13 protein-coding genes, 1 pseudogene and 1 riboswitch are annotated in these 19325 nt (G+C 69.2%); of the genes and pseudogenes, 8 read left to right on the top strand and 6 right to left on the bottom strand.

Going from position 1 to position 19325, the window contains the following annotated elements; all coding sequences use genetic code 11:
• Positions 1 to 93: 93 nt before the first annotated feature.
• The 3 genes and pseudogenes from ACFY10_RS35070 to ACFY10_RS35060 all read left to right on the top strand — a co-directional run.
• A pseudogene (locus ACFY10_RS35070) lies at positions 94 to 381 on the top strand (RNA 2'-phosphotransferase); the annotation flags it as partial.
• 91 nt (positions 382 to 472) lie between these two features.
• A complete protein-coding gene (locus ACFY10_RS35065; protein ID WP_390669260.1) occupies positions 473 to 1384 on the top strand; it encodes an LLM class flavin-dependent oxidoreductase in 912 nt (303 codons plus the stop codon).
• Positions 1385 to 1460: 76 nt separating this feature from the next.
• On the top strand, positions 1461 to 2348 hold the full coding sequence (locus ACFY10_RS35060; RefSeq protein ID WP_390669259.1) for an HAD hydrolase family protein: 888 nt from the start codon (positions 1461 to 1463) through the stop codon (positions 2346 to 2348).
• 37 nt (positions 2349 to 2385) lie between these two features.
• Here ACFY10_RS35060 and ACFY10_RS35055 read toward each other — a convergent pair whose 3' ends face one another.
• From ACFY10_RS35055 to ACFY10_RS35040, 4 genes are all read right to left on the bottom strand, one after another.
• A complete protein-coding gene (locus ACFY10_RS35055) occupies positions 2386 to 3450 on the bottom strand; it encodes a peptidoglycan DD-metalloendopeptidase family protein (RefSeq protein WP_390669258.1) in 1065 nt (354 codons plus the stop codon).
• A gap of 143 nt (positions 3451 to 3593) precedes the next feature.
• Positions 3594 to 7112: a thiol reductant ABC exporter subunit CydD gene (gene cydD, locus ACFY10_RS35050; RefSeq protein ID WP_390669257.1), complete on the bottom strand. Its 3519-nt coding sequence runs from the start codon at positions 7110 to 7112 to the stop codon at positions 3594 to 3596.
• 59 nt (positions 7113 to 7171) lie between these two features.
• A complete protein-coding gene (cydB, locus tag ACFY10_RS35045) occupies positions 7172 to 8176 on the bottom strand; it encodes a cytochrome d ubiquinol oxidase subunit II (RefSeq protein ID WP_390669256.1) in 1005 nt (334 codons plus the stop codon).
• 18 nt (positions 8177 to 8194) lie between these two features.
• Positions 8195 to 9703 carry a cytochrome ubiquinol oxidase subunit I gene (locus tag ACFY10_RS35040; RefSeq protein ID WP_390669255.1) on the bottom strand — a complete coding sequence of 503 codons (1509 nt, stop codon included), beginning with the start codon at positions 9701 to 9703 and terminating at the stop codon, positions 8195 to 8197.
• Between the two features lie 232 nt (positions 9704 to 9935).
• Here ACFY10_RS35040 and ACFY10_RS35035 point away from each other — a divergent pair, with 232 nt between their 5' ends.
• Positions 9936 to 10310, top strand: coding sequence for a cyclophilin-like fold protein (locus ACFY10_RS35035; protein WP_390669254.1), 375 nt, complete (start codon positions 9936 to 9938; stop codon positions 10308 to 10310).
• 7 nt (positions 10311 to 10317) lie between these two features.
• On the opposite strand, the gene hisC is transcribed toward ACFY10_RS35035, so the two are convergent.
• Positions 10318 to 11397 (bottom strand): histidinol-phosphate transaminase, encoded by a 1080-nt coding sequence (hisC, locus tag ACFY10_RS35030; protein WP_390669253.1) that lies wholly within the window; start codon positions 11395 to 11397, stop codon positions 10318 to 10320.
• Between the two features lie 400 nt (positions 11398 to 11797).
• On the opposite strand from hisC, the gene ACFY10_RS35025 reads away from it, so the two are divergent.
• From ACFY10_RS35025 to ACFY10_RS35015, 3 genes are all read left to right on the top strand, one after another.
• The gene (locus tag ACFY10_RS35025) at positions 11798 to 12910 is read left to right on the top strand and encodes a LacI family DNA-binding transcriptional regulator (protein ID WP_030938801.1); all 1113 of its coding nucleotides are present in this window, start codon (positions 11798 to 11800) and stop codon (positions 12908 to 12910) included.
• Positions 12911 to 13111: 201 nt separating this feature from the next.
• Positions 13112 to 14194, top strand: coding sequence for a metallophosphoesterase (locus tag ACFY10_RS35020; protein ID WP_390669252.1), 1083 nt, complete (start codon positions 13112 to 13114; stop codon positions 14192 to 14194).
• A 193-nt stretch (positions 14195 to 14387) separates the two neighbouring features.
• A complete protein-coding gene (locus ACFY10_RS35015) occupies positions 14388 to 15269 on the top strand; it encodes a hypothetical protein (protein ID WP_390669251.1) in 882 nt (293 codons plus the stop codon).
• A gap of 471 nt (positions 15270 to 15740) precedes the next feature.
• On the opposite strand, the gene thiC is transcribed toward ACFY10_RS35015, so the two are convergent.
• Positions 15741 to 17561 (bottom strand): phosphomethylpyrimidine synthase ThiC, encoded by a 1821-nt coding sequence (thiC, locus tag ACFY10_RS35010; RefSeq protein ID WP_390669250.1) that lies wholly within the window; start codon positions 17559 to 17561, stop codon positions 15741 to 15743.
• A riboswitch (TPP riboswitch) is annotated at positions 17554 to 17743 on the bottom strand. (Overlaps the previous gene by 8 nt.)
• A gap of 71 nt (positions 17744 to 17814) precedes the next feature.
• On the opposite strand from thiC, the gene ACFY10_RS35005 reads away from it, so the two are divergent.
• Complete coding sequence (locus tag ACFY10_RS35005) at positions 17815 to 19299, top strand: YibE/F family protein (protein ID WP_390669249.1); 1485 nt, start codon at positions 17815 to 17817, stop codon at positions 19297 to 19299.
• Positions 19300 to 19325 lie beyond the last annotated feature (26 nt).

Below are 19325 nucleotides of genomic sequence, written 5' to 3'. Positions count from 1 at the left end.
CGTCGGCCTACTCGGTGACCTTCAATCGATCACTCGGGAAGGTACGCCCTTCGCGTGCAGCCCCGAGGCCGATCCACAGGTCTTGAGCATTGCTCCGCCCCGGCGACCCCGCCGCCGTACCTCTACCACGGGACCGTGGCCCGCAACCTGGACGCGATCCGCGCCGAGGGGTTGCGGCCCATGAACCGGCACGACGTGCACCTCTCGCCGGACCGCGAGACCGCGACCCGGGTCGGCGCCCGCCGCGGCCGGCCCGTCGTGCTCCCGGTGGACGCGGCCGCCATGCACCGTGACGGGCACGTCTTCCACGTCAGCGAGAACGGGGTGTGGCTCACCAAGGCCGTGCCGCCTCAGTACCTCGGATTCCCTCAGCCGCACTGAGCCCCGGCTCCGCCCCCGCGGTGCGTGGCCGTACGACCGCGCATGGTGACCGTTTCGTCCGTTGTCAGTGGGGCGGCTTAGTCTCGGAGGCATGAGTCTGCGTCTGAGCACTGTGATCCTCCCGTACCGCCGCTGGCACGAGGGCGGCCGTTCGGCATGGCAGCGCGCGGAGCAGCTCGGCTTCCACACCGCGTACACCTACGACCACCTGTCCTGGCGCAGCTTCCGGGACGGCCCGTGGTTCGGTGCCGTACCGACCCTGACCGCGGCGGCGGCCGTCACCGAGCGGATGCGTCTGGGCACGCTGGTGACCTCGCCGAACTTCCGGCACCCGGTGCCGTACGCCAAGGAGCTGCTCTCCCTCGACGACATCTCCTCGGGCCGGTTCACCCTCGGCGTCGGCGCGGGTGGCAACGGCTTCGACGCCACCGTGCTGGGGCAGGAGCCCTGGACCCCGCGGGAGCGTGCCGACCGGTTCGCCGAGTTCGTCCACCTCCTGGACCGGCTGCTGACCGAGGACGGCAAGGACGGAGTGTCGTACGAAGGCGACTTCTACTCGGCGCACGAGGCGCGCAACATACCCGGCTGTGTGCAGCGCCCCCGGCTGCCCTTCGCGGTGGCCGCGACCGGGCCGCGCGGGCTGCGGCTCGCCGCACGGTACGGGCAGGCATGGGTGACCACGGGCGACCCCAGGCTGTACGAGAACGGCACTTCCGAACAGTCGATTCAAGCCATTCGCGGCCAGGTCGAAAAACTGGCCGACGCCTGCGCCGAGATCGGCCGGGACATGGCCGGGCTCGACAAGATCCTGCTCACCGGCTTCACCCCGGACCGTGGCCGGCCGCTGGAGTCGCTCGACGCGTTCGTGGACTTCGCGGGCCGGCACCGGGAGCTGGGCTTCACCGAGATCGTGCTCCACTGGCCCATCCCCGACTCCGACTTCGCCGCCGACGAGAAGGTCTTCGAGCAGATCGCCATGGAGGCCGCGGCGCAGCTCGGCTGAGCGGACGGGGTGTGACGGTGCCGATGAGGACAGCAACCACTCACATGTGCGGACTCCCGCACGGCCGTGCAGGCATATGCGGGACAATGGCCGGGTGACCTCAGCGACTCGACAGCCCGAGACCCCGGCCGCCGCCGCTGCGCCGCGGCTCATAGCCACAGATCTCGACGGCACCCTCCTGCGGGACGACAAGTCGGTCTCCCCGCGCACGGTCGCCGCCCTCGCCGCCGCCGAGGACGCGGGCATCGAGGTCTTCTTCGTCACCGGCCGCCCGGCCCGCTGGATGGACGTCGTCAGCGACCACGTCCATGGCCACGGCCTGGCGATCTGCGGCAACGGCGCGGCCGTGGTCGACCTGCACGGCGGCCCGGGCGCCCACCGTTTCGTGAAGGTACGGGAGCTGGCCCGGGACAACGCGCTGGACGCCATCCGGCTGCTGCGCGACGCGGCACCGGGCACGGTGTACGCGGTGGAGCAGACGTACGGCTTCCACCAGGAGCCGGACTACCCGAAGCTGCACATGGAGATCCCGGACAACCTCATGCCGGCCGAGGACCTGCTGGCGCCGGACGGCCCCGGCGCCGCCGAGCCGGTGCTGAAGATCCTCGCCTATCACCCGTCCCTCGACCCGGACGGTTTCCTCACCGCTGCCCGTCTCGCCATCGGCGACCGGGCCAACGTCACCCGTTCGAGCCCCAGCGCCCTGCTGGAGATCAGCGGCCCCGGCGTCTCCAAGGCGAGCACGCTCGCCCTGTGCTGCGCCGAGCGCGGAATCTCGCACGAGGAGGTGGTGGCCTTCGGGGACATGCCCAACGACGTCGAGATGCTCACCTGGGCGGGCCAGTCCTACGCGATGGGCAACGCACATCCGGACGTCATCGCCGCGGCGTCGGGCCGCACGGTCGCCAACAACGACGACGGGGTGGCGCTCGTCATCGAGCGAATGCTGGCAGAGCGGCGCTAGCCGCCCGTGGTCATCCTCGAATTCCCGGTCGGCCTGGTCATCCGAGGGGGACGCCTCGAGCCGCCAGCCACGGCACCGGGTCCACCGCGGAGCCCATCTCCGGCGTGACCCGCACCTCGAAGTGCAGATGGGGGCCGGTGGAGTTGCCGGTGGTACCCGACTGACCGATCCACTGCCCGGTGTCCACCCGTTCGCCCTGGTCGACGGCGACGGCGGCGAGATGGGCGTACTGCGTGTAGTAGCCGCCCGGGTGCTGGATCACGATCTCGATGCCGAAGGCGCCGCCGCACGACACGCTCACCACGCGTCCCGCGCCGACCGCCCGCACCGGCGTGCCGATCGGTACCGCGAAGTCCTGCCCGGTGTGCCGGTTCGCCCACCGGTCGCCGCCGCTGCCGAACCCCGCGGACAGTCGGTACGTCTGCACGGGCGCTACCCACGGCTGCGTGAGGTTCCTCGTCGGCTGGCCGAGCCGGACGGAGCCGCGGCAGCTGCCGGCCGCGACCGAGGCGTCCGCCTGCCCCTGCAACTGCCCACGCGCCTCCTCGAGTTTCCGCTCGATCGTGTCCTTCACGGCGGCGAGCTCGGCGTTCCGCTCCTCCAGCGCCTGCCACGCCGCCTTGGCTTTCGCCTCGTCGGCGGCGAACCGTGCCTCGGCCCGACGGCTCCTGCCGACGGAGCCGGCGAGGGCCAGACTCGCCTGCGCCAGGACATGCTGACTGCGCATCAGCGCATCGGGGCTGTCCGCGAGGATCAACTGCGCGGCCACCGGTAGACCACCGCCGGTGCGGTACTGGGCGCGCGCCATCCGGCCCAGGTCATCGTGCAGGCCTGCGATCTCCCGCCGCTCGCCGTCCAGCAGCGCCTGGGCCCGCTCGGCCTGCGCCCGCCGCACCTCGGCCTCCTGGCGACCCGCTTCGTACTGCTGCGTCGCCAGTGCCGCATCCTCGTAGAGGCGCGCGACCTGGGCGCTGACGCCGGAGCCGCTGCCGAGCCCATCGCCGTCGCCCTCGCCCATCGCCTCGGTGGGCCGGGCCACAAGCATGACGAGCGCACACAACAACGCCGGAACGAGCAGTGGATGACGGCGGAGTGAGCGCATGTCAGCGATCGTGACCCGACCCGCCGGGACGGGTCATCTTCAAGTCCTTCGCCTGGGGGAAGCAGCACCCCGGATGGCTCAGTAGGGACGGATCGCGACGAGTCGGTATGGCGCCTGCCACACCGCCAGCGGCCGCGCTCGCCCTACGACGCTCCGACCAGCAACTCCGTCTCCGCCTCCCGCTCCACCATCTCCCGCAACGGCCCTGCTACGGCGGCCAGTTCCGCGTACATCCCGCGCTGCACCACCTGCCCCTCGTCCAGTACGACGACCTCGTCGACCGCGTCCAGGCCCGCCAGCCGGTGCGTGATGAGCAGCGTCGTACGGCCCTCGGTGGCGGCCAGCAGGTCGGCGGTGAGGGCGTCGGCCGTCGGCAGGTCGAGGTGTTCGGCGGGCTCGTCGAGCACCAGGACGGGGAAGTCTGCGAGCAGTGCGCGGGCCAGCGCCAGCCGCTGCCGCTGCCCGCCCGACAGCCGGGCCCCGTGCTCGCCGACCAGCGTGTCGAGCCCGTCGGGCAGCCTGTCGGCCCAGTCCAGCAGCCGGGCCCTGGCGAGCGCGTCGCGCAGGTCGCCCTCGGTGGCGTCCTTCTTCGCCAGCAGCAGGTTCTCGCGCACCGAACTGTCGAAGAGGTGCGCGTCCTGGGCACACAGCCCGACGAGCCGTCGTACGTCGTCGCCGTCGAGCGCGCACGCGTCCACTCCGGCCAGCGTGTACGAGCCAGCGTCCGCGTCCAGGAAGCGCAACAGCACCTGCGCCAGCGTCGTCTTGCCGGAGCCGGACGGCCCGACCACCGCGATCCGGCGCCCCTGGTCGAAGGTGAGGTCGAGACCGGCAAGCGCATCCCGGTCCTGCCCCTCGTACCGGGCGGTCAGACCCTTCAGGGCGACCGGGAAGGGGGAGACGGGGGCTTGCCGGGGCTGCTCCGGCTCCCGTACCGGCTCCGGCGCGTCCAGCACCTCATACACGCGCTCCGCGCTCCTGCGCACCCGTTGCCGGTACTGCACGGCGAGCGGCAGCCCGAGGACGGCCTCGAAGGCGGCCAGCGGGGTCAGGACGACGACAGCCATCGCCACGCCGCCCAGCCGCCCGTCGGTGACCGCCTGGGCGCCCACGAGGGCGGTGGCGGTGACCGTCAGACCGGAGAGCAGCGCGGTGAGTCCGTCGCCGAGCGCGGTGGCGGTGGCGGCGCGCGAGGCGATCCGGGTGAGCACGCCGTCGGCGCGCCGTGCCTCGGCGGTACGTGCATGCAGGGCGCCGGCGACGGTCAACTCCGCGGTGCCGGTGAGCAGATCGGTCACGCGCGTCGCGAGCACCCCTCGGGCGGGGGCCAGCCTGCGTTCGGCACGGCGCGCCACGGCACCAGTGACCAGCGGGACACCGACTCCGGCCGCCACCAGCCCGGCGGCGAGCGCGATACCGGCCTCGGGCAGCAGCCAGGCCGTGAAGCCGACGGACGCGGCAGACACGATCGCGGCAGAACCTGCGGGCAGCAGCCAGCGCAGCCAGTAGTCCTGCAGGGCGTCCACGTCGGCGACGAGCCGCGAGAGCAGGTCGCCCCGGCGGGTGCTGCGCAGCCCGGCGGGCGCCAGCCGTTCCAGCCGCCGGTAGACGGCGACCCTCGTGTCGGCGAGCATCCGCAGTACCGCGTCGTGCGACACGAGCCGCTCGGCATACCGGAAGACGGCCCGACCGATACCGAAGGCCCGCGTCGCCGTCACGGCCACCATCAGATACAGCACGGGCGGCTGCTGCGAGGCCCGCGAGATGAGCCACCCGGACGTGGCCATGAGCCCGACGGCGCTGCCGAGCGCGAGGCTGCCGAGCAGCAGGGCGAGGGCGAGACGGCTGCGCCGGGGGCCGGACATGGCACGGACGCGTGCGAGAACGGCGCGCGTGCCCGTCGTGAGACCGGTCGTCGTGGTCTCCTCCGGAGCGGGGGCGGCGGCCTCGGCCGGGCGCACCTCGGATGTCACAGCACCGGCCGCCACGGAAGCGGCGGGGGATGCGGGTCCCTCCAGCGGCACCGCCGTGTCCGCCATCTCCAGCCGTACCACCCGGTCCGCAGCCGCCAGCAGCGCCGGCCGGTGCACCACGAGCAACACCGTCCGCCCCACCGCCAGCCGCCGTACCGCCTCCACGACCTCGGCCTCGGTGGCCCCGTCCAGCGCGGCGGTCGGCTCGTCGAGCAGCAGCACCGGACGGTCCGCGAGAAACGCCCGGGCCAGCGCGAGCCGCTGCCGCTGCCCGGCGGACAGCCCGGCTCCGTCCTCCCCGAGCACGGTCTCGGCACCCCGGGGCAGCGCATCCACGAACTCCAGCGCCCCGGCATCGCTCAACGCTTGGCGTACGGCGGTGTCGTCGGAGTCGGGCCGGGCCAGCCGTACGTTCTCGGTGATCGTCCCGGCGAACAGGTGCGGCCGCTGCGGCACCCAGGCGACCCGCGACCGCCACTGGTCGAGATCGACGTCGGCGAGATCGGCTCCGCCGACCCGCACCCGCCCCTCACTCGGGCGCACAAACCCCAACAGCGTGTTCAGCAGCGTCGACTTGCCCGCCCCGCTCGGCCCGACGAGCGCGACGGTCTCCCCGGGCTCGACGGCGAAGGACACGTCCGACACGGCGTCCTCGGACCGCCCGGGGTACCGAACCGTGACCCCCTCGAAGGCAATGCCACCTGTCGGCACGGCCCCCGCGCCCGACGCCGGCACAGGGGTCTCCAGGACGGCGAAGATCTCCTCGGCCGCCGCAAGCCCCTCCGCCGCCGCGTGGTACTGGGCGCCCACCTGACGCAACGGCAGGTAGGCCTCGGGCGCGAGGACGAGAATCACCAGGCCGATGTACAGGTCCATCTCGCCGTGTACGAGCCGCATGCCGATCGTCACGGCGACCAGCGCGACGGAGAGCGTGGAGAGCAACTCCAGCGCAAAGGACGAGATGAAGGCGATCCGCAGCGTCCGCATGGTCGCCTGCCGGTACTCACCGGTGATGCGCTTGATCGACTCGGCCTGCGCCTTGGCCCGCCCGAACACCTTCAGGGTCGGCAGCCCCGCGACGACATCCAGGAAGTGTCCGGACAGCCGGGACAGCAGCCGCCACTGACGGTCCATCCGGGCCTGCGTGGCCCAGCCGATCAGCATCATGAAGACGGGGATGAGTGGCAGGGTCCCCACGATGATCGCCGCCGACACCCAGTCCTCGGTGACGATCCGGGCCAGCACCGCCACCGGCACGACCACCGCAAGCCCCAACTGCGGCAGATAACGCGAGAAGTAGTCGTCGAGGGCGTCGACTCCACGGGTGGCGAGGGCAACGAGCGACCCGGTCCGCTGCCCGCTCAGCCATCCCGGGCCCAGCTCTACAGACCGCTCCAGCAACCGGCCCCGTAGCTCCGATTTCACTGCCGCACTCGCTCGGTGCGCGGCGAGTTCGGTGAGCCAGGAGACCAGGGCACGACCACAGGCGACGGCCGCCAACAGCAGGAGGGGAGTGCCGAGTTCGGCAACCGATTTGCCGTGCTGGAACGCCCCCACCACCACCTCGGCGATCAGCATCGCCTGAGCGATGACCAGCGCCGCTCCGGCGGCGCCCAGACCGACGACCGCCACCATGAAGAGGCGAGTGGCACGGGCGTAGCGGAGCAGACGCGGGTCGATCGGTTTCACGTGAAACACACCCTCTTCTCAAGGGGCATGTTTCACGTGAAACATGCCCCAACTCGGACTCAGTGCACGGCGTCTGCGATGTGCTGCGTACCGATCCGCTTGCGGAACACCCAGTAGGTCCACCCCTGGTAGAGCAGGACGATCGGCGTGGCGATCGCCGCGCACCAGGTCATGATCTTCAGGGTGTAGGGACTCGACGAGGCATTGGTGACCGTGAGGCTCCAGTCCCCATTGAGTGACGACGGCATGACGTTCGGGAAGAGAGACAGGAAGAGCATCGCCACGGCGGCCACGATCGTGACCCCGGACAGCGCGAACGACCAGCCCTCGCGCCCGGCCTGATTCGCAACCAGGGCGGCAATCAGCGCGGCCACGGCCACGACGAGCGCCACCAGGCTCTTGCCGTCACCGCTGTCGACCTGCGTCCACAGCAGGAAGATCAGCGCCACCACGGCGGTGACGAGACCGACCACCGTCGCCAGCTTCCGCGCCCGCTCCCGGATGTCTCCCACCGTCTTGAGCGCCGTGAACACGGCCCCGTGGAAGGTGAAGAGCGTCAGCGTCACCAGACCGCCGAGCAGCGCGTACGGGTTGAGCAGGTCCCAGAAGTTGCCGACGTACTCGAAGTTCTTGTCGATCTTCACGCCGCGCACGATGTTGCCGAAGGCGACGCCCCACAGGAACGCCGGGATCAGCGAGGTCCAGAAGATCGCGGTCTCCCAGTTGCGCTGCCAGTTCTCCTCGGGGCGCTTCGCCCGGTACTCGAACGCGACACCCCGCACGATCAGGCAGACCAGGATGATCAGCAGCGCCAGGTAGAAGCCGGAGAAGAGGGTGGCGTACCACTCGGGGAAGGCAGCGAAGGTCGCACCGCCCGCCGTGAGCAGCCACACCTCGTTGCCGTCCCAGACGGGACCGATCGTGTTGATCAGCACCCGCTTCTCGGGCCGGTTGCGGGCGAGCAGCTTCGTGAGGATGCCCACCCCGAAGTCGAAGCCCTCCAGGAAGAAGTAGCCGGTCCACAGGACGGCGATCAGGACGAACCAGACGTCGTGAAGTTCCATGACTCGATCTCCCTCGGCCTAGTACGAGAAGGCCATCGGCTTGTCGGCGTCACGGGTGTCGCCGCCGATCTTCGTGGGCGGGTTGAGGTCGGCCTCGGTGAGCTCGGGCGGGCCCGCCTTGACGTACTTCACGAGCAGCTTGACCTCGATGACGGCGAGGATGGCGTAGAGCGCGGTGAAGACGATCATCGAGGTGAGGACCTCGGCCTGGGAGACACCGGGGGAGACCGCGTGCCGGGTCTGCAGGACGCCGTAGACGACCCACGGCTGGCGGCCCATCTCGGTGAAGATCCAGCCCCAGGAGTTGGCGATCAGCGGGAAGCCCAGGGTCCAGATCGCCACCAGCCAGTACAGCCTGCTGAGCTTGGGACTGAGTGCCTTGTTCCTGAAGAGGACCAGATGCGGCACCTCGTCGTCGCCGACCCTCAGGTGCTGCGGCAGCATGAACTTCTTGCGGGTCAGCCAGAGTCCGACCAGGCCGATGGCGAAGGACGCCATGCCGAAGCCGATCATCCAGCGGAATGCCCAGAAGGTGACCGGAATGATGGGCCGGTAGTCGCCGGGACCGTACTTCTCCTGCTCGGCCTTGTTGGTGTCGTTGATACCGGGGACGTACGAGTTGAAGTTGTCGTCGGCGAGGAACGACAGTATTCCGGGGATCGACAGTTCGACCGTGTTGTGGCCCTTGCTGACGTCTCCGTAGGCGAAGACCGAGAACGGCGCGGAGTTCTCACCGTCCCACAGGGCCTCGGCGGCAGCCATCTTCATCGGCTGCTGCTTGAACATGACCTTGCCGAGCGTGTCACCGCTGATCGCCGTGAGCAGGCCGGCGATGACGACGGTGACCAGACCCAGCCGCAGCGAAGTCTTCATCACGGAGATGTGCTTCTTGCGGAACAGGTGGAAGGCGGCGATGCCGACCATGAACGCGCCGCCGGTCAGGAAGGAGGCGGTGAGCGTGTGGAACGCCTGGGCGAGCGCGGTGTTCTGGGTCAGCACGTGCCAGAAGTCGGTGAGCTCGGCACGCCCCTTCGCCTTGTTGATTCGGTAGCCGACGGGGTGCTGCATCCAGGAATTGGCCGCGAGGATGAAGTACGCCGACAGGATCGTGCCGATCGAGACCATCCAGATGCAGGCCAGATGGATCTTCTTGGGCAGCTTGTCCCAACCGAAGATCCACAGGCCGATGAAGGTCGACTCGAAGAAGAACGCGATCAGGGCCTCGAAGGCGAGTGGGGCGCCGAAGATGTCACCGACGAAGCGCGAGTAGTCGGACCAGTTCATGCCGAACTGGAACTCCTGCACGATGCCGGTGACCACACCCATCGCGATATTGATCAGGAAGAGCTTGCCCCAGAACTTGGTCGCTCTGAGGTACTTCTCCTTCTCCGTGCGCACCCACGCGGTCTGCAGGCCGGCCGTGAGGGCAGCGAGCGAGATCGTCAGGGGGACGAAGAGAAAGTGGTAGACGGTGGTGATGCCGAACTGCCAGCGCGCCAATGTCTCCGGCGCCAGAGCCAGGTCCACGTCGTCAGTCTCCTTAGGTCGCCGTGGTACAGCGGCAGTTTGCCCCTTATGTCACACACATCATCGGAGCAACCGGGACACGCTTGTGAACGCGTTCACATTCACAAGGAATTATGACGCACTGATTGTCGAAGCTCGAAGGGGGGTCCCACATAGGCCGCAAGGGCGTCCCGCTTGGGCCGTTCGGCACTCCTCTTGGCAACGACTTCAACATATTGTTGAATTGCCTGCCGTGCAGATACGGATCTCGTGGCCCGCCGGCCACCTCACCGCGACCCTCGACGACACCCCGACCGCCCAGGCCCTCGCCAAGGCACTGCCGCTCGCCTCCGCCGCCCGCACCTGGGGCGAGGAGGTCTACTTCGACACGGGCGTCTCTGTTCCACGTGAAACAACGGCCCAACAGGTCGTGGACCCCGGCACGGTCGCCTTCTGGACCGACGGCGACGCCCTCGCACTCCCCTACGGCCCCACTCCGATCTCGCGAGGCGACGAATGCCGCCTCGCGAGTCCGTGCAATGTCCTGGGCCGCCTCGACGGCGACCCCGGGCTCCTCGCCACAGTCCGCGACGGCGACCCGGTGCGCGTGGAACTCGTAGACGAGTAACTCCGGTTCAGAGCTCCTTGCGGAACCCTTCCGCCACCTTCAGGAAGATGTCGTTCGCCTCGGTCTCGCCGACCGTCACCCGCACACCCTCGCCCGGGAACGGCCGGACCACCACGCCGTGCTGCTCGCACGCCGCCGCGAACGCGACCGTGCTCTCCCCCAGCCGCAGCCAGACGAAGTTCGCCTGGGTCTCGGGCACCGTCCAGCCCTGGGCGCGCAGCCCGTCGACCACGCGGTTGCGCTCGCAGACCAGGGAGCCGACCCGGCCGAGCAGTTCGTCCTCGGCCCGGAGCGAGGCGATGGCCGCCTCCTGCGCAAGCTGGCTCACACCGAACGGCACCGCCGTCTTGCGCAGCGCCGCCGCCACCGGCTCATGGGCGATCGCGAAGCCGACGCGCAGGCCCGCGAGACCGTACGCCTTGGAGAACGTACGCAGCACACAGACGTTCGGCCGCTCGCGGTACAGCTCCACGCCGTCCGGCACCTCGGCGTCGCGAATGAACTCGCGGTACGCCTCGTCCAGCACAACCAGCACATCGCCGGGCACCCGGTCGAGGAACCGCTCCAACTCGGCACGCCGTACCACCGTGCCGGTCGGGTTGTTGGGGTTGCAGACGAAGACGAGGCGCGTCCGGTCGGTGATCGCGTCGGCCATCGCGTCCAGGTCGTGCACATCACCCGGCGTCAGCGGCACCTTTACCGAGGTGGCGCCGCTGATCTGCGTGATGATCGGGTACGCCTCGAAAGACCGCCAGGCGTAGATGACCTCGTCGCCTGGGCCGCTGGTCGCCTGGATCAGCTGCTGGGCGACGCCGACCGAACCCGTGCCGGTGGCCAGGTGGGAGATCGGGACGCCGAAGCGGTCGGACAACTCGTTCATCAGGCCCGTGCAGGCCATGTCCGGGTAGCGGTTGAAGGACGAGACCGCGGCCGTCACCGTCTCCATCACGCCGGGCAGCGGCGGATACGGGTTCTCGTTGGAGGACAGCTTGTAGGCCACCGGACCGCCGGTCGCGGCAGGCTTGCCCGGCTTGTAGGTGGGGATACCCTCCAGCTCGGCGCGCAGCTTGGGGCTCGTCTCGCTCACCGCAGTCCTCCTCATGACCACCACCGGCTTCCAATACTGCTCACCTTATGAGGATTCGGCGCCGCTGCGTACAGCTGAGGACAGACCTCATACGTCACACGCACATCAGGGGCATCACCACCCGTAGGCAGACGAACCGGGGGGCGCGGTCACATATATCTACGCGCCGGTGGCTCGCGCCGTGGCGCGCATCGCCCATGAAGGTGAGTTGAGACCTCTTCGAAACATCGGGGACTTGGCAGGCCCATGCGCGCCGACAAGTCACGTAGTCCCATTGGATCGTTCAACTGACTTTGTTTCAAAGGTAGTTGACGGTATATGACCTTGCAGAAACGTGCCTGTCAACGCGTGCATATGCGTCCGCCCTACCCCACTCCATGAGCCCTACTATCGGCTCGCCATGACAGCAGCAGGGAAGCACCAGGTGAGCCGCGCGGAAACCTCACGCCGAGGCAGCCGGCCGGGCCGGGCGGGCATCAGAGACGTTGCCGCCGCCGCCGGAGTCTCCATCACGACCGTCTCCGACGCCCTCAACGGCAAGGGCCGGCTCCCGGACGCCACCCGACGCCATGTCCGCGAGGTCGCCGACCGGCTGGGCTATCGCCCGTCGGCAGCGGCCCGAACCCTCCGTACCGGCAAGTCGGGCCTCATCGGCCTGACCGTGACGACGTACGGGGATGAACCTTTCACCTTCACCGAGTTCGCATACTTCGCCGAGATGGCGCGCGCCGCCACCTCGGCCGCGCTCGCCCGCGGTTACGCCCTGGTCATCCTGCCCGCGACCTCCCGCCACGACGTGTGGTCGAACGTCGCGCTGGACGGCACGGTCGTCATCGACCCCTCCGACCAGGACCCGGTCGTCAGCGAACTGGTCCGGCAGGGTCTGCCCGTCGTCTCCGACGGCCGCCCGGCCGGCTCGCTCCCGGTCACCGCATGGGTCGACAACGACCACGAGGCCGCCGTACTCGGCATCCTCGACCACCTGGCCGACGCCGGCGCCCGCCGCATCGGACTGCTGACGGGGACATCGACCGACACGTACACCCATCTGTCGACCACGGCGTATCTGCGCTGGTGCGAACGCGTCGGCCAGGATCCGGTGTACGAGGCCTACCCGGCGCACGACCCGTGCGCGGGCGCCGTCGCCGCCGACCGGCTGCTCGCCCGCCCCGACCGGCCGGACGCCGTCTACGGTCTGTTCGACCCCAACGGCACCGACCTGCTCGCGGCGGCCCGCCGCTACGGCCTGCGCGTACCGGACGACCTGCTTCTGGTCTGCTGCAGCGAATCCACCGTGTACGCCAACACCGAACCGCCCATCACCACACTCTCACTGAAGCCGCGCCGCATCGGCACGGCTGTGGTGCAGCTCCTCATCGACGCCATCGAGGGGGTCGAATCGGACCAACCGGTCGAGCAGGTGATACCGACGGAGCTGATCGTGCGTACCTCGTCCCAGCGACGTCCGCCGCGCACGACGGTCAGCGCACCGCGGTCTCCCGAAGAGGAGTAGAACAGAGGCCGTCAGCAGGCGGTCGAAGCCCTGCCCAATCGGGGCGAAAGCCGCGGTGAACTGGACTCTTACTCCGATTCACCACCCCTGGGTCATCACATGGCGCGATCGGCATTCCTATGATGGGCCCACGGCACCGCGGGCCGCTGCGACCAGGCAGTCCGATGAGGTGCAGATGCGGCGCGATGGTGGAGGGGTCTGATGACTCAGGGGGCCGGTCAGGGACCCGAGGTGGAGCGGACGGCGACGTTGCGCGACTTTCGGGTACCGGCATATGTCCACGAGACCGGTCCGTACGGCCACAGCACACACCCCGGCGACGTCGCCAGACCCGTCGAGGAGTCGGCCGACCACCCGGAGGGGTACACGCCGACACAGCGCGACCTGCCGGTCGTCAACCGTGGTGACACGCTTCAGGTGACCGTCGACCCCGCGTCCCTCGCGGCCCCGCAGCAGACGGACGGCGCGGGCCCGCTGTACGTCGTCGGTGATGTGCACGGCTATCTCGACGAATTGATGGCCGCCCTCCAGGAGCAGAGCCTCATCGACACCGCGGGGAACTGGTGCGCGGGCACCTCCCGGCTGTGGTTCCTCGGCGACTTCACCGACCGCGGCCCCGACGGCATCGGCGTCATCGACCTGGTGATGCGGCTGTCCGCCGAGGCGGCCGCGGCCGGCGGCTACTGCAAGGCCCTCATGGGCAACCACGAGCTGCTGCTGCTCGGCGCCAAGCGGTTCGGCGACACCCCCGTCAACTCCGGCGCGGGCACCGCCACCTTCCAGGCGGCCTGGCTGCTCAACGGCGGCCAGAAGACCGACATGGACCGGCTCCAGGACCACCACCTGCAGTGGATGGCCCGGCTCGACGCGATCGAAGAGGTCGACGGCTACCTGCTCGTCCACTCCGACACCACCGCCTACCTCGACTACGGCGACTCGATCGAGGCGGTCAACGACACCGTCCGCGAAACGCTCACGCGCAACGACGCGGACGAATGCTGGGATCTGTTCCGCAAGTTCACCAAGCGGTTCTCCTTCCGCGACGAGGGCGGTGCAGACGCCGTACGCTCCCTGCTGGATACGTACGGCGGCACTCGGATTGTTCACGGTCACAGCCCCATTCCCTATTTGCTGGGCGAGGTCGGCTCCGAGGAGGGCGAGGACAGCGCAGGGCCCGTGGTCGAAGGGCCGCACGTCTACGCAGAGGGCCTGGCCATCGCGATGGACGGCGGAGTGACCATGGCCGGAAAGCTGCTGGTTCAACAACTGCCACTGGATATCTGAACGTTCACAGGGCAGGCGTTCCCCCACGGAGGAATCGCGATAAACGGCGCAGGCCAGGGCCCAATTTCTTCAAACCCCCTGTCACCGTGTGCCGTCGCCGCTCTACCATCGGCTTATCCGTAGCAGGCTCCCCTCCGTTTCTGCCCGACGGCTCGTTGGCATGCGAGCCCCAAGCCCTACGGAGCATCGGGGGATGCACATGAACAGCGTTCCGCAGCACCTGCTGAGCGAGGACCGCCAGGAGTACGAGCGGGTCCTCGATGAGGCGCTGCGCTCCGCCCCAAACCGCCCGGAACTGGCCGCTGTCGGTAAGCGGCTCAACCCCGAACAGCTGCGCACCATGGCGCTCAACGCCACCGCACTCATCACGGTGGCCGCGGCGACCGAGTACCAGCACTACGTGAAGGTTCGCGAGGAACTGCGCCAGCCGGCGTCGTCCACCCCGCCGTCCGCCCGCGAATCCGGCTCTGCGGAGCCGGGCGCGGCGGCGGTGGGGCTCGCCACCACCCTCGGCGAGGCCGCCGAGCCGGCCGGCGCGGGCGCCGGCGCGGGCGCCGTCGCCATCGCCGCCGTCCTCACCCCCGTCCTCGCCGGAACAGCTGCGGTGATCTTCCTGCTCGTCGGGTACATCATCAGGTCACTCGAACCCAAACAGGTGTTCGGCAAGACGATGATCACCGCCGGTTGGGTCTTCGGCGCCATGACCGCGGCCGCGATCCTTGTCGCCGCTGTCGGGCTGCTGCTCACCGCCCTGCGCAACCAGCCCTCGCTCGAGTCGGGACCGTACGGCGAACTGAGCGGGGAAGTGGCCCTGGCCAGGGAAGCCTGGCGCGAAGCACTCCTGGAGCGCGGCATCATGCCGTTCCTGCGGGAAGCACTCGCCGACCCCGGCACCGCCGCGGCACTGCACAGCGCCACACCGCCGACGTCGACCAGCCGCATGCCTCACCTCGGCTACGACCGTCCGGGCTTCAGCAGCCCGGACGACGGCCCGGCCCCCGGCCCGCGCCCGAGCTTCACCAGCCCGGACTACACCAGCCCGGACTTCGGAGGCCCGGAACACCAGCCGGAGTAACCGTCGGCTTGCGCCCTCCGCACCAGAAGGCCTGCCAGGGCCCGCAGGGGGAGCGCAAGCCGAACACCGATCGCCCCGACGGCTCCGCCCTACGGCGACTCACGCCGAAGAGCGGGACCGTCTTCCACGTCGGACGAGCCACTCACGCCGGCGTACGTCAGTCCGCGATCGGCAGGTGGAGCCTGTTAGGCGTCGAAGGATCTGTGCCTCAGCCCGATCGACGACCGAGCGGCAGACGCCAAGTGCCAAATTAACGCGATCGCTGCGCTGGTTCAGCACGAGCATGCCGTCCGCGGTGATCACGGCGATATTGACGCCCAAGCCGCACGATCTCGTCTCGCCGGCGGGTCACTAGCGAACGCCTGTTACGGGAACTGTCGCCCACACGCAGGCCGGTGCCTCCGGCCTGCCCGGACGAGGACGCAGGCCGGAGAACACCGGACCCTGACGAGGGGCGCGAGTGACGCCGGGTCAGTCCGCGATCGGCAGATACACCCGGTTCCCGCTCGCCGCGAACTCCTTCGACTTCTGGAGCATCCCCTCAGCGACCTCCTCCGGCGAGGCCCCCTCAGCAGCCGCGCCACCGAACCGCTCTGTGATGCTGTGGCTGATCTTCATGGAGCAGAACTTCGGCCCGCACATCGAGCAGAAGTGGGCGGTCTTGGCCGGCTCCGCCGGGAGGGTCTCGTCGTGGAACTCCCGTGCCGTGTCCGGGTCGAGAGCGAGGTTGAACTGGTCCTCCCACCGGAACTCGAAGCGGGCGTCGGACAGCGCGTCGTCCCATTCCTGCGCACCGGGGTGCCCCTTGGCGAGGTCGGCTGCGTGGGCGGCGATCTTGTAGGTGATGACGCCGGTCTTGACGTCGTCACGGTTGGGCAGGCCCAGGTGTTCCTTGGGCGTGACGTAGCAGAGCATGGCCGTGCCCCACCAGGCGATCATCGCGGCACCGATGCCGGAGGTGATGTGGTCGTACGCCGGCGCGACGTCCGTCGTCAGCGGGCCGAGCGTATAGAACGGAGCTTCATCACAGATCTCCTGCTGAAGGTCGATGTTCTCCTTGATCTTGTGCATCGGGACGTGTCCCGGGCCCTCGATCATGGTCTGTACGTTGAAACGCTTGGCGATCCGGTTGAGTTCCCCGAGCGTGCGCAACTCCGCGAACTGCGCCTCGTCGTTGGCGTCCGCGATCGACCCCGGCCGCAGCCCATCGCCCAGGGAGTACGTGACGTCGTACGCCGCGAGGATCTCGCAGAGTTCCTCGAAGTTCTCGTACAGGAACGACTCCTTGTGGTGCGCGAGGCACCACGCGGCCATGATGGAGCCGCCGCGCGAGACGATGCCGGTCTTGCGGTTGGCGGTGAGCGGGACGTACGGCAGGCGGACACCCGCGTGGACCGTCATGTAGTCCACGCCCTGCTCGGCCTGCTCGATGACGGTGTCCTTGTAGATCTCCCAGGTCAGCTCCTCGGCCCGGCCGTCGACCTTCTCTAGGGCCTGATAGAGCGGCACCGTGCCGATGGGGACGGGGGAGTTGCGCAGCACCCACTCGCGGGTGGTGTGGATGTTGCGGCCGGTGGAGAGGTCCATGACCGTGTCGGCGCCCCAGCGGGTCGCCCAGGTCATCTTCTCGACCTCCTCCTCGATGGAGGAGGTGACCGCGGAGTTGCCGATGTTGGCGTTGACCTTCACCAGGAACCGCTTGCCGATGATCATCGGCTCGATCTCTGGATGGTTGACGTTGGCCGGCAGCACCGCGCGGCCCGCCTCGATCTCCTCGCGGACCACCTCGGGCGAAACGTTCTCCCGGATGGCCACGTACTCCATCTCCGGTGTGATCTCGCCGCGGCGGGCGTACGCGAGCTGCGTGACCGCCTTGCCATCACGACTACGGCGCGGCTGACGCGGCCGCCCCGGGAAGACCGCGTCGAGGTTGCGCAGGCCGCCTCGCGGAGAGGTGTGCTTGATCCCGTCGTCCTCAGGACGGGCGGGACGGCCCGCGTACTCCTCGGTGTCACCGCGAGCGATGATCCAGTTCTCGCGCAGCGGGGCGAGTCCCCTGCGGACATCGGTATCGATGAGCGGATCGGTGTACGGGCCCGATGTGTCGTACAGCGTGACCGACTGCCCGTTGGTGAGGTGCACCTGTCGGACCGGCACCCGCAGATCGGGGCGCGAGCCCTCGACATACGCCTTGTGCCAGCCGATGGACTTCCCGGCCTCCTGGGACTGTTCGCCCTGAATGGGCTGTTCGTCCTGGCTGGAGGCAGGCGTGCGTGCGTCCTTGTTGGTCATGAGACCTACTCCCTACGCCGGCATTACCCGGTAACAGGTTCGGCGGTCGACGCAGCGATTTCCGTCTGTCGACGTTTCGTGGGGAACATCACTCGACTTCGGTGATGTTCCACGTGAAACATCGCTGGGACGGAGGTCAGCGCCCTCTCAGCCCGGTGCTCCGAGCTCCCGCGTGTGCAAAGGTGCCTCCACGCTAGCGTCAATTCGGGCGCGCTGAACAGAGGGCCCCTGTCGTTCTTGCGATGATCGGGCGGTGACCACGAGACATCAGGCCCCGTACCCACCACCGGAGCCGCCCTACGGGCACGGCTCCGGACACGGCGACGGCCACGGTTCCGGTGCCGGGCACAACCATGCGCTGGGAGCCGGTGAAGGGCACGATCACGGGCCCGGAACCGGTGGCGGTCACGGGCATGCCCCCGGTTCCGGTGGCGGGCACGGTCACTCCCACAGCCACGGTCCGGCAGCCCCTGTCTCCAAGCACCTGCGCAAGGTCATCGCCGCCATCCTCATCCCGTTCACCGCGGCCGTGGCAGTCGGGCTCGTGGTGCTGTGGCCCGGTGGCGCCCCGCCGCACGAACGCACCGGCGTGGGTTTCGACCGGCAGACCCAGCAGGCGACGGTCACCAAGGTCGTGAGCGTGAGCTGCAAGTCGGTGAACGCCTCGGGCGAGACCCCGACAGGGGACACCTCCACCGCCGAGGGCTCCTCCGCCCAGCAGCAGGCGAGCGGCACCTGCAAGAAGGCGACGATCCGCGTCGACAGCGGCAAGGACAAGGGCCGTACGTTCACCGAGATCGTGCAGCCGGACCAGTCGCGGCAGCTGCACGAGGGCGAGAAGGTCGTGGCCGCCTATGAGCCCTCCGCGCCGAAGGACCTGCAGTACTCGGTCACCGATGTGAACCGCAGGTTCCCCATGGCGCTGCTGGCCGGCATCTTCGCGCTCGCCGTCGTGGTGGTGGGCCGGATGCGCGGCCTCATGGCTCTGATCGCGCTGGCCGTCAGCTTCATGGTGCTGACCTTCTTCATCCTGCCCGCGATCCTGCAGGGTTCGAATCCGCTGCTCGTGGCGGTGATCGGGTCGAGCGCCATCATGCTGATCGCGCTCTACATGTGCCATGGTCTGTCGGCCCGGACGTCCGTGGCGGTACTGGGCACGCTGCTCTCGCTCGTGCTGATCGGCCTGCTCGGCTCCGGGTTCATCGGCTGGGCCGCGCTGACCGGCAACACGGACGACAACACCGGTCTGATCCATGGCCTGTATCCGTCGATCGACATGAGCGGCCTGCTGCTCGCGGGCGTCATCATCGGTTCGCTCGGTGTCCTCGACGACGTGACGGTGACACAGACGTCGGCGGTCTGGGAACTGCACGAGGCCAATCCGTCGATGGGCTGGCGGGGGCTGTACCGGGCGGGCATCCGCATCGGCCGCGACCACATCGCGTCCGTCGTCAACACCCTCGTCCTCGCGTACGCGGGCGCCGCGTTGCCGTTGCTGCTGCTCTTCTCCATCGCGCAGAGCAGTGTGGGGGCGGTCGCCAACAGTGAACTGGTGGCGGAGGAGATCGTACGGACGCTGGTGGGCTCGATCGGCCTGGTCGCCTCGGTGCCGGTCACGACACTGCTCGCGGCACTGGTGGTCGCGGCCGACCGCGCGGGTCCGGAGCCGGCAACGGGGACGGTCGGCGCAGCACCTGCTCCGACGCGCACGGGGCGGGGCCGACGCCGCAAGCGGTGAGGCGAGGGCCACTCCAGCACGAGTGA

The sequence above is a fragment of the Streptomyces sp. NPDC001401 genome, from assembly GCF_042895385.1.
GTDB lineage: Bacteria > Actinomycetota > Actinomycetes > Streptomycetales > Streptomycetaceae > Streptomyces.
Note: the sequence above shows the minus strand (reverse complement) of the source record. Positions and strands in the feature narration are given on the sequence as shown.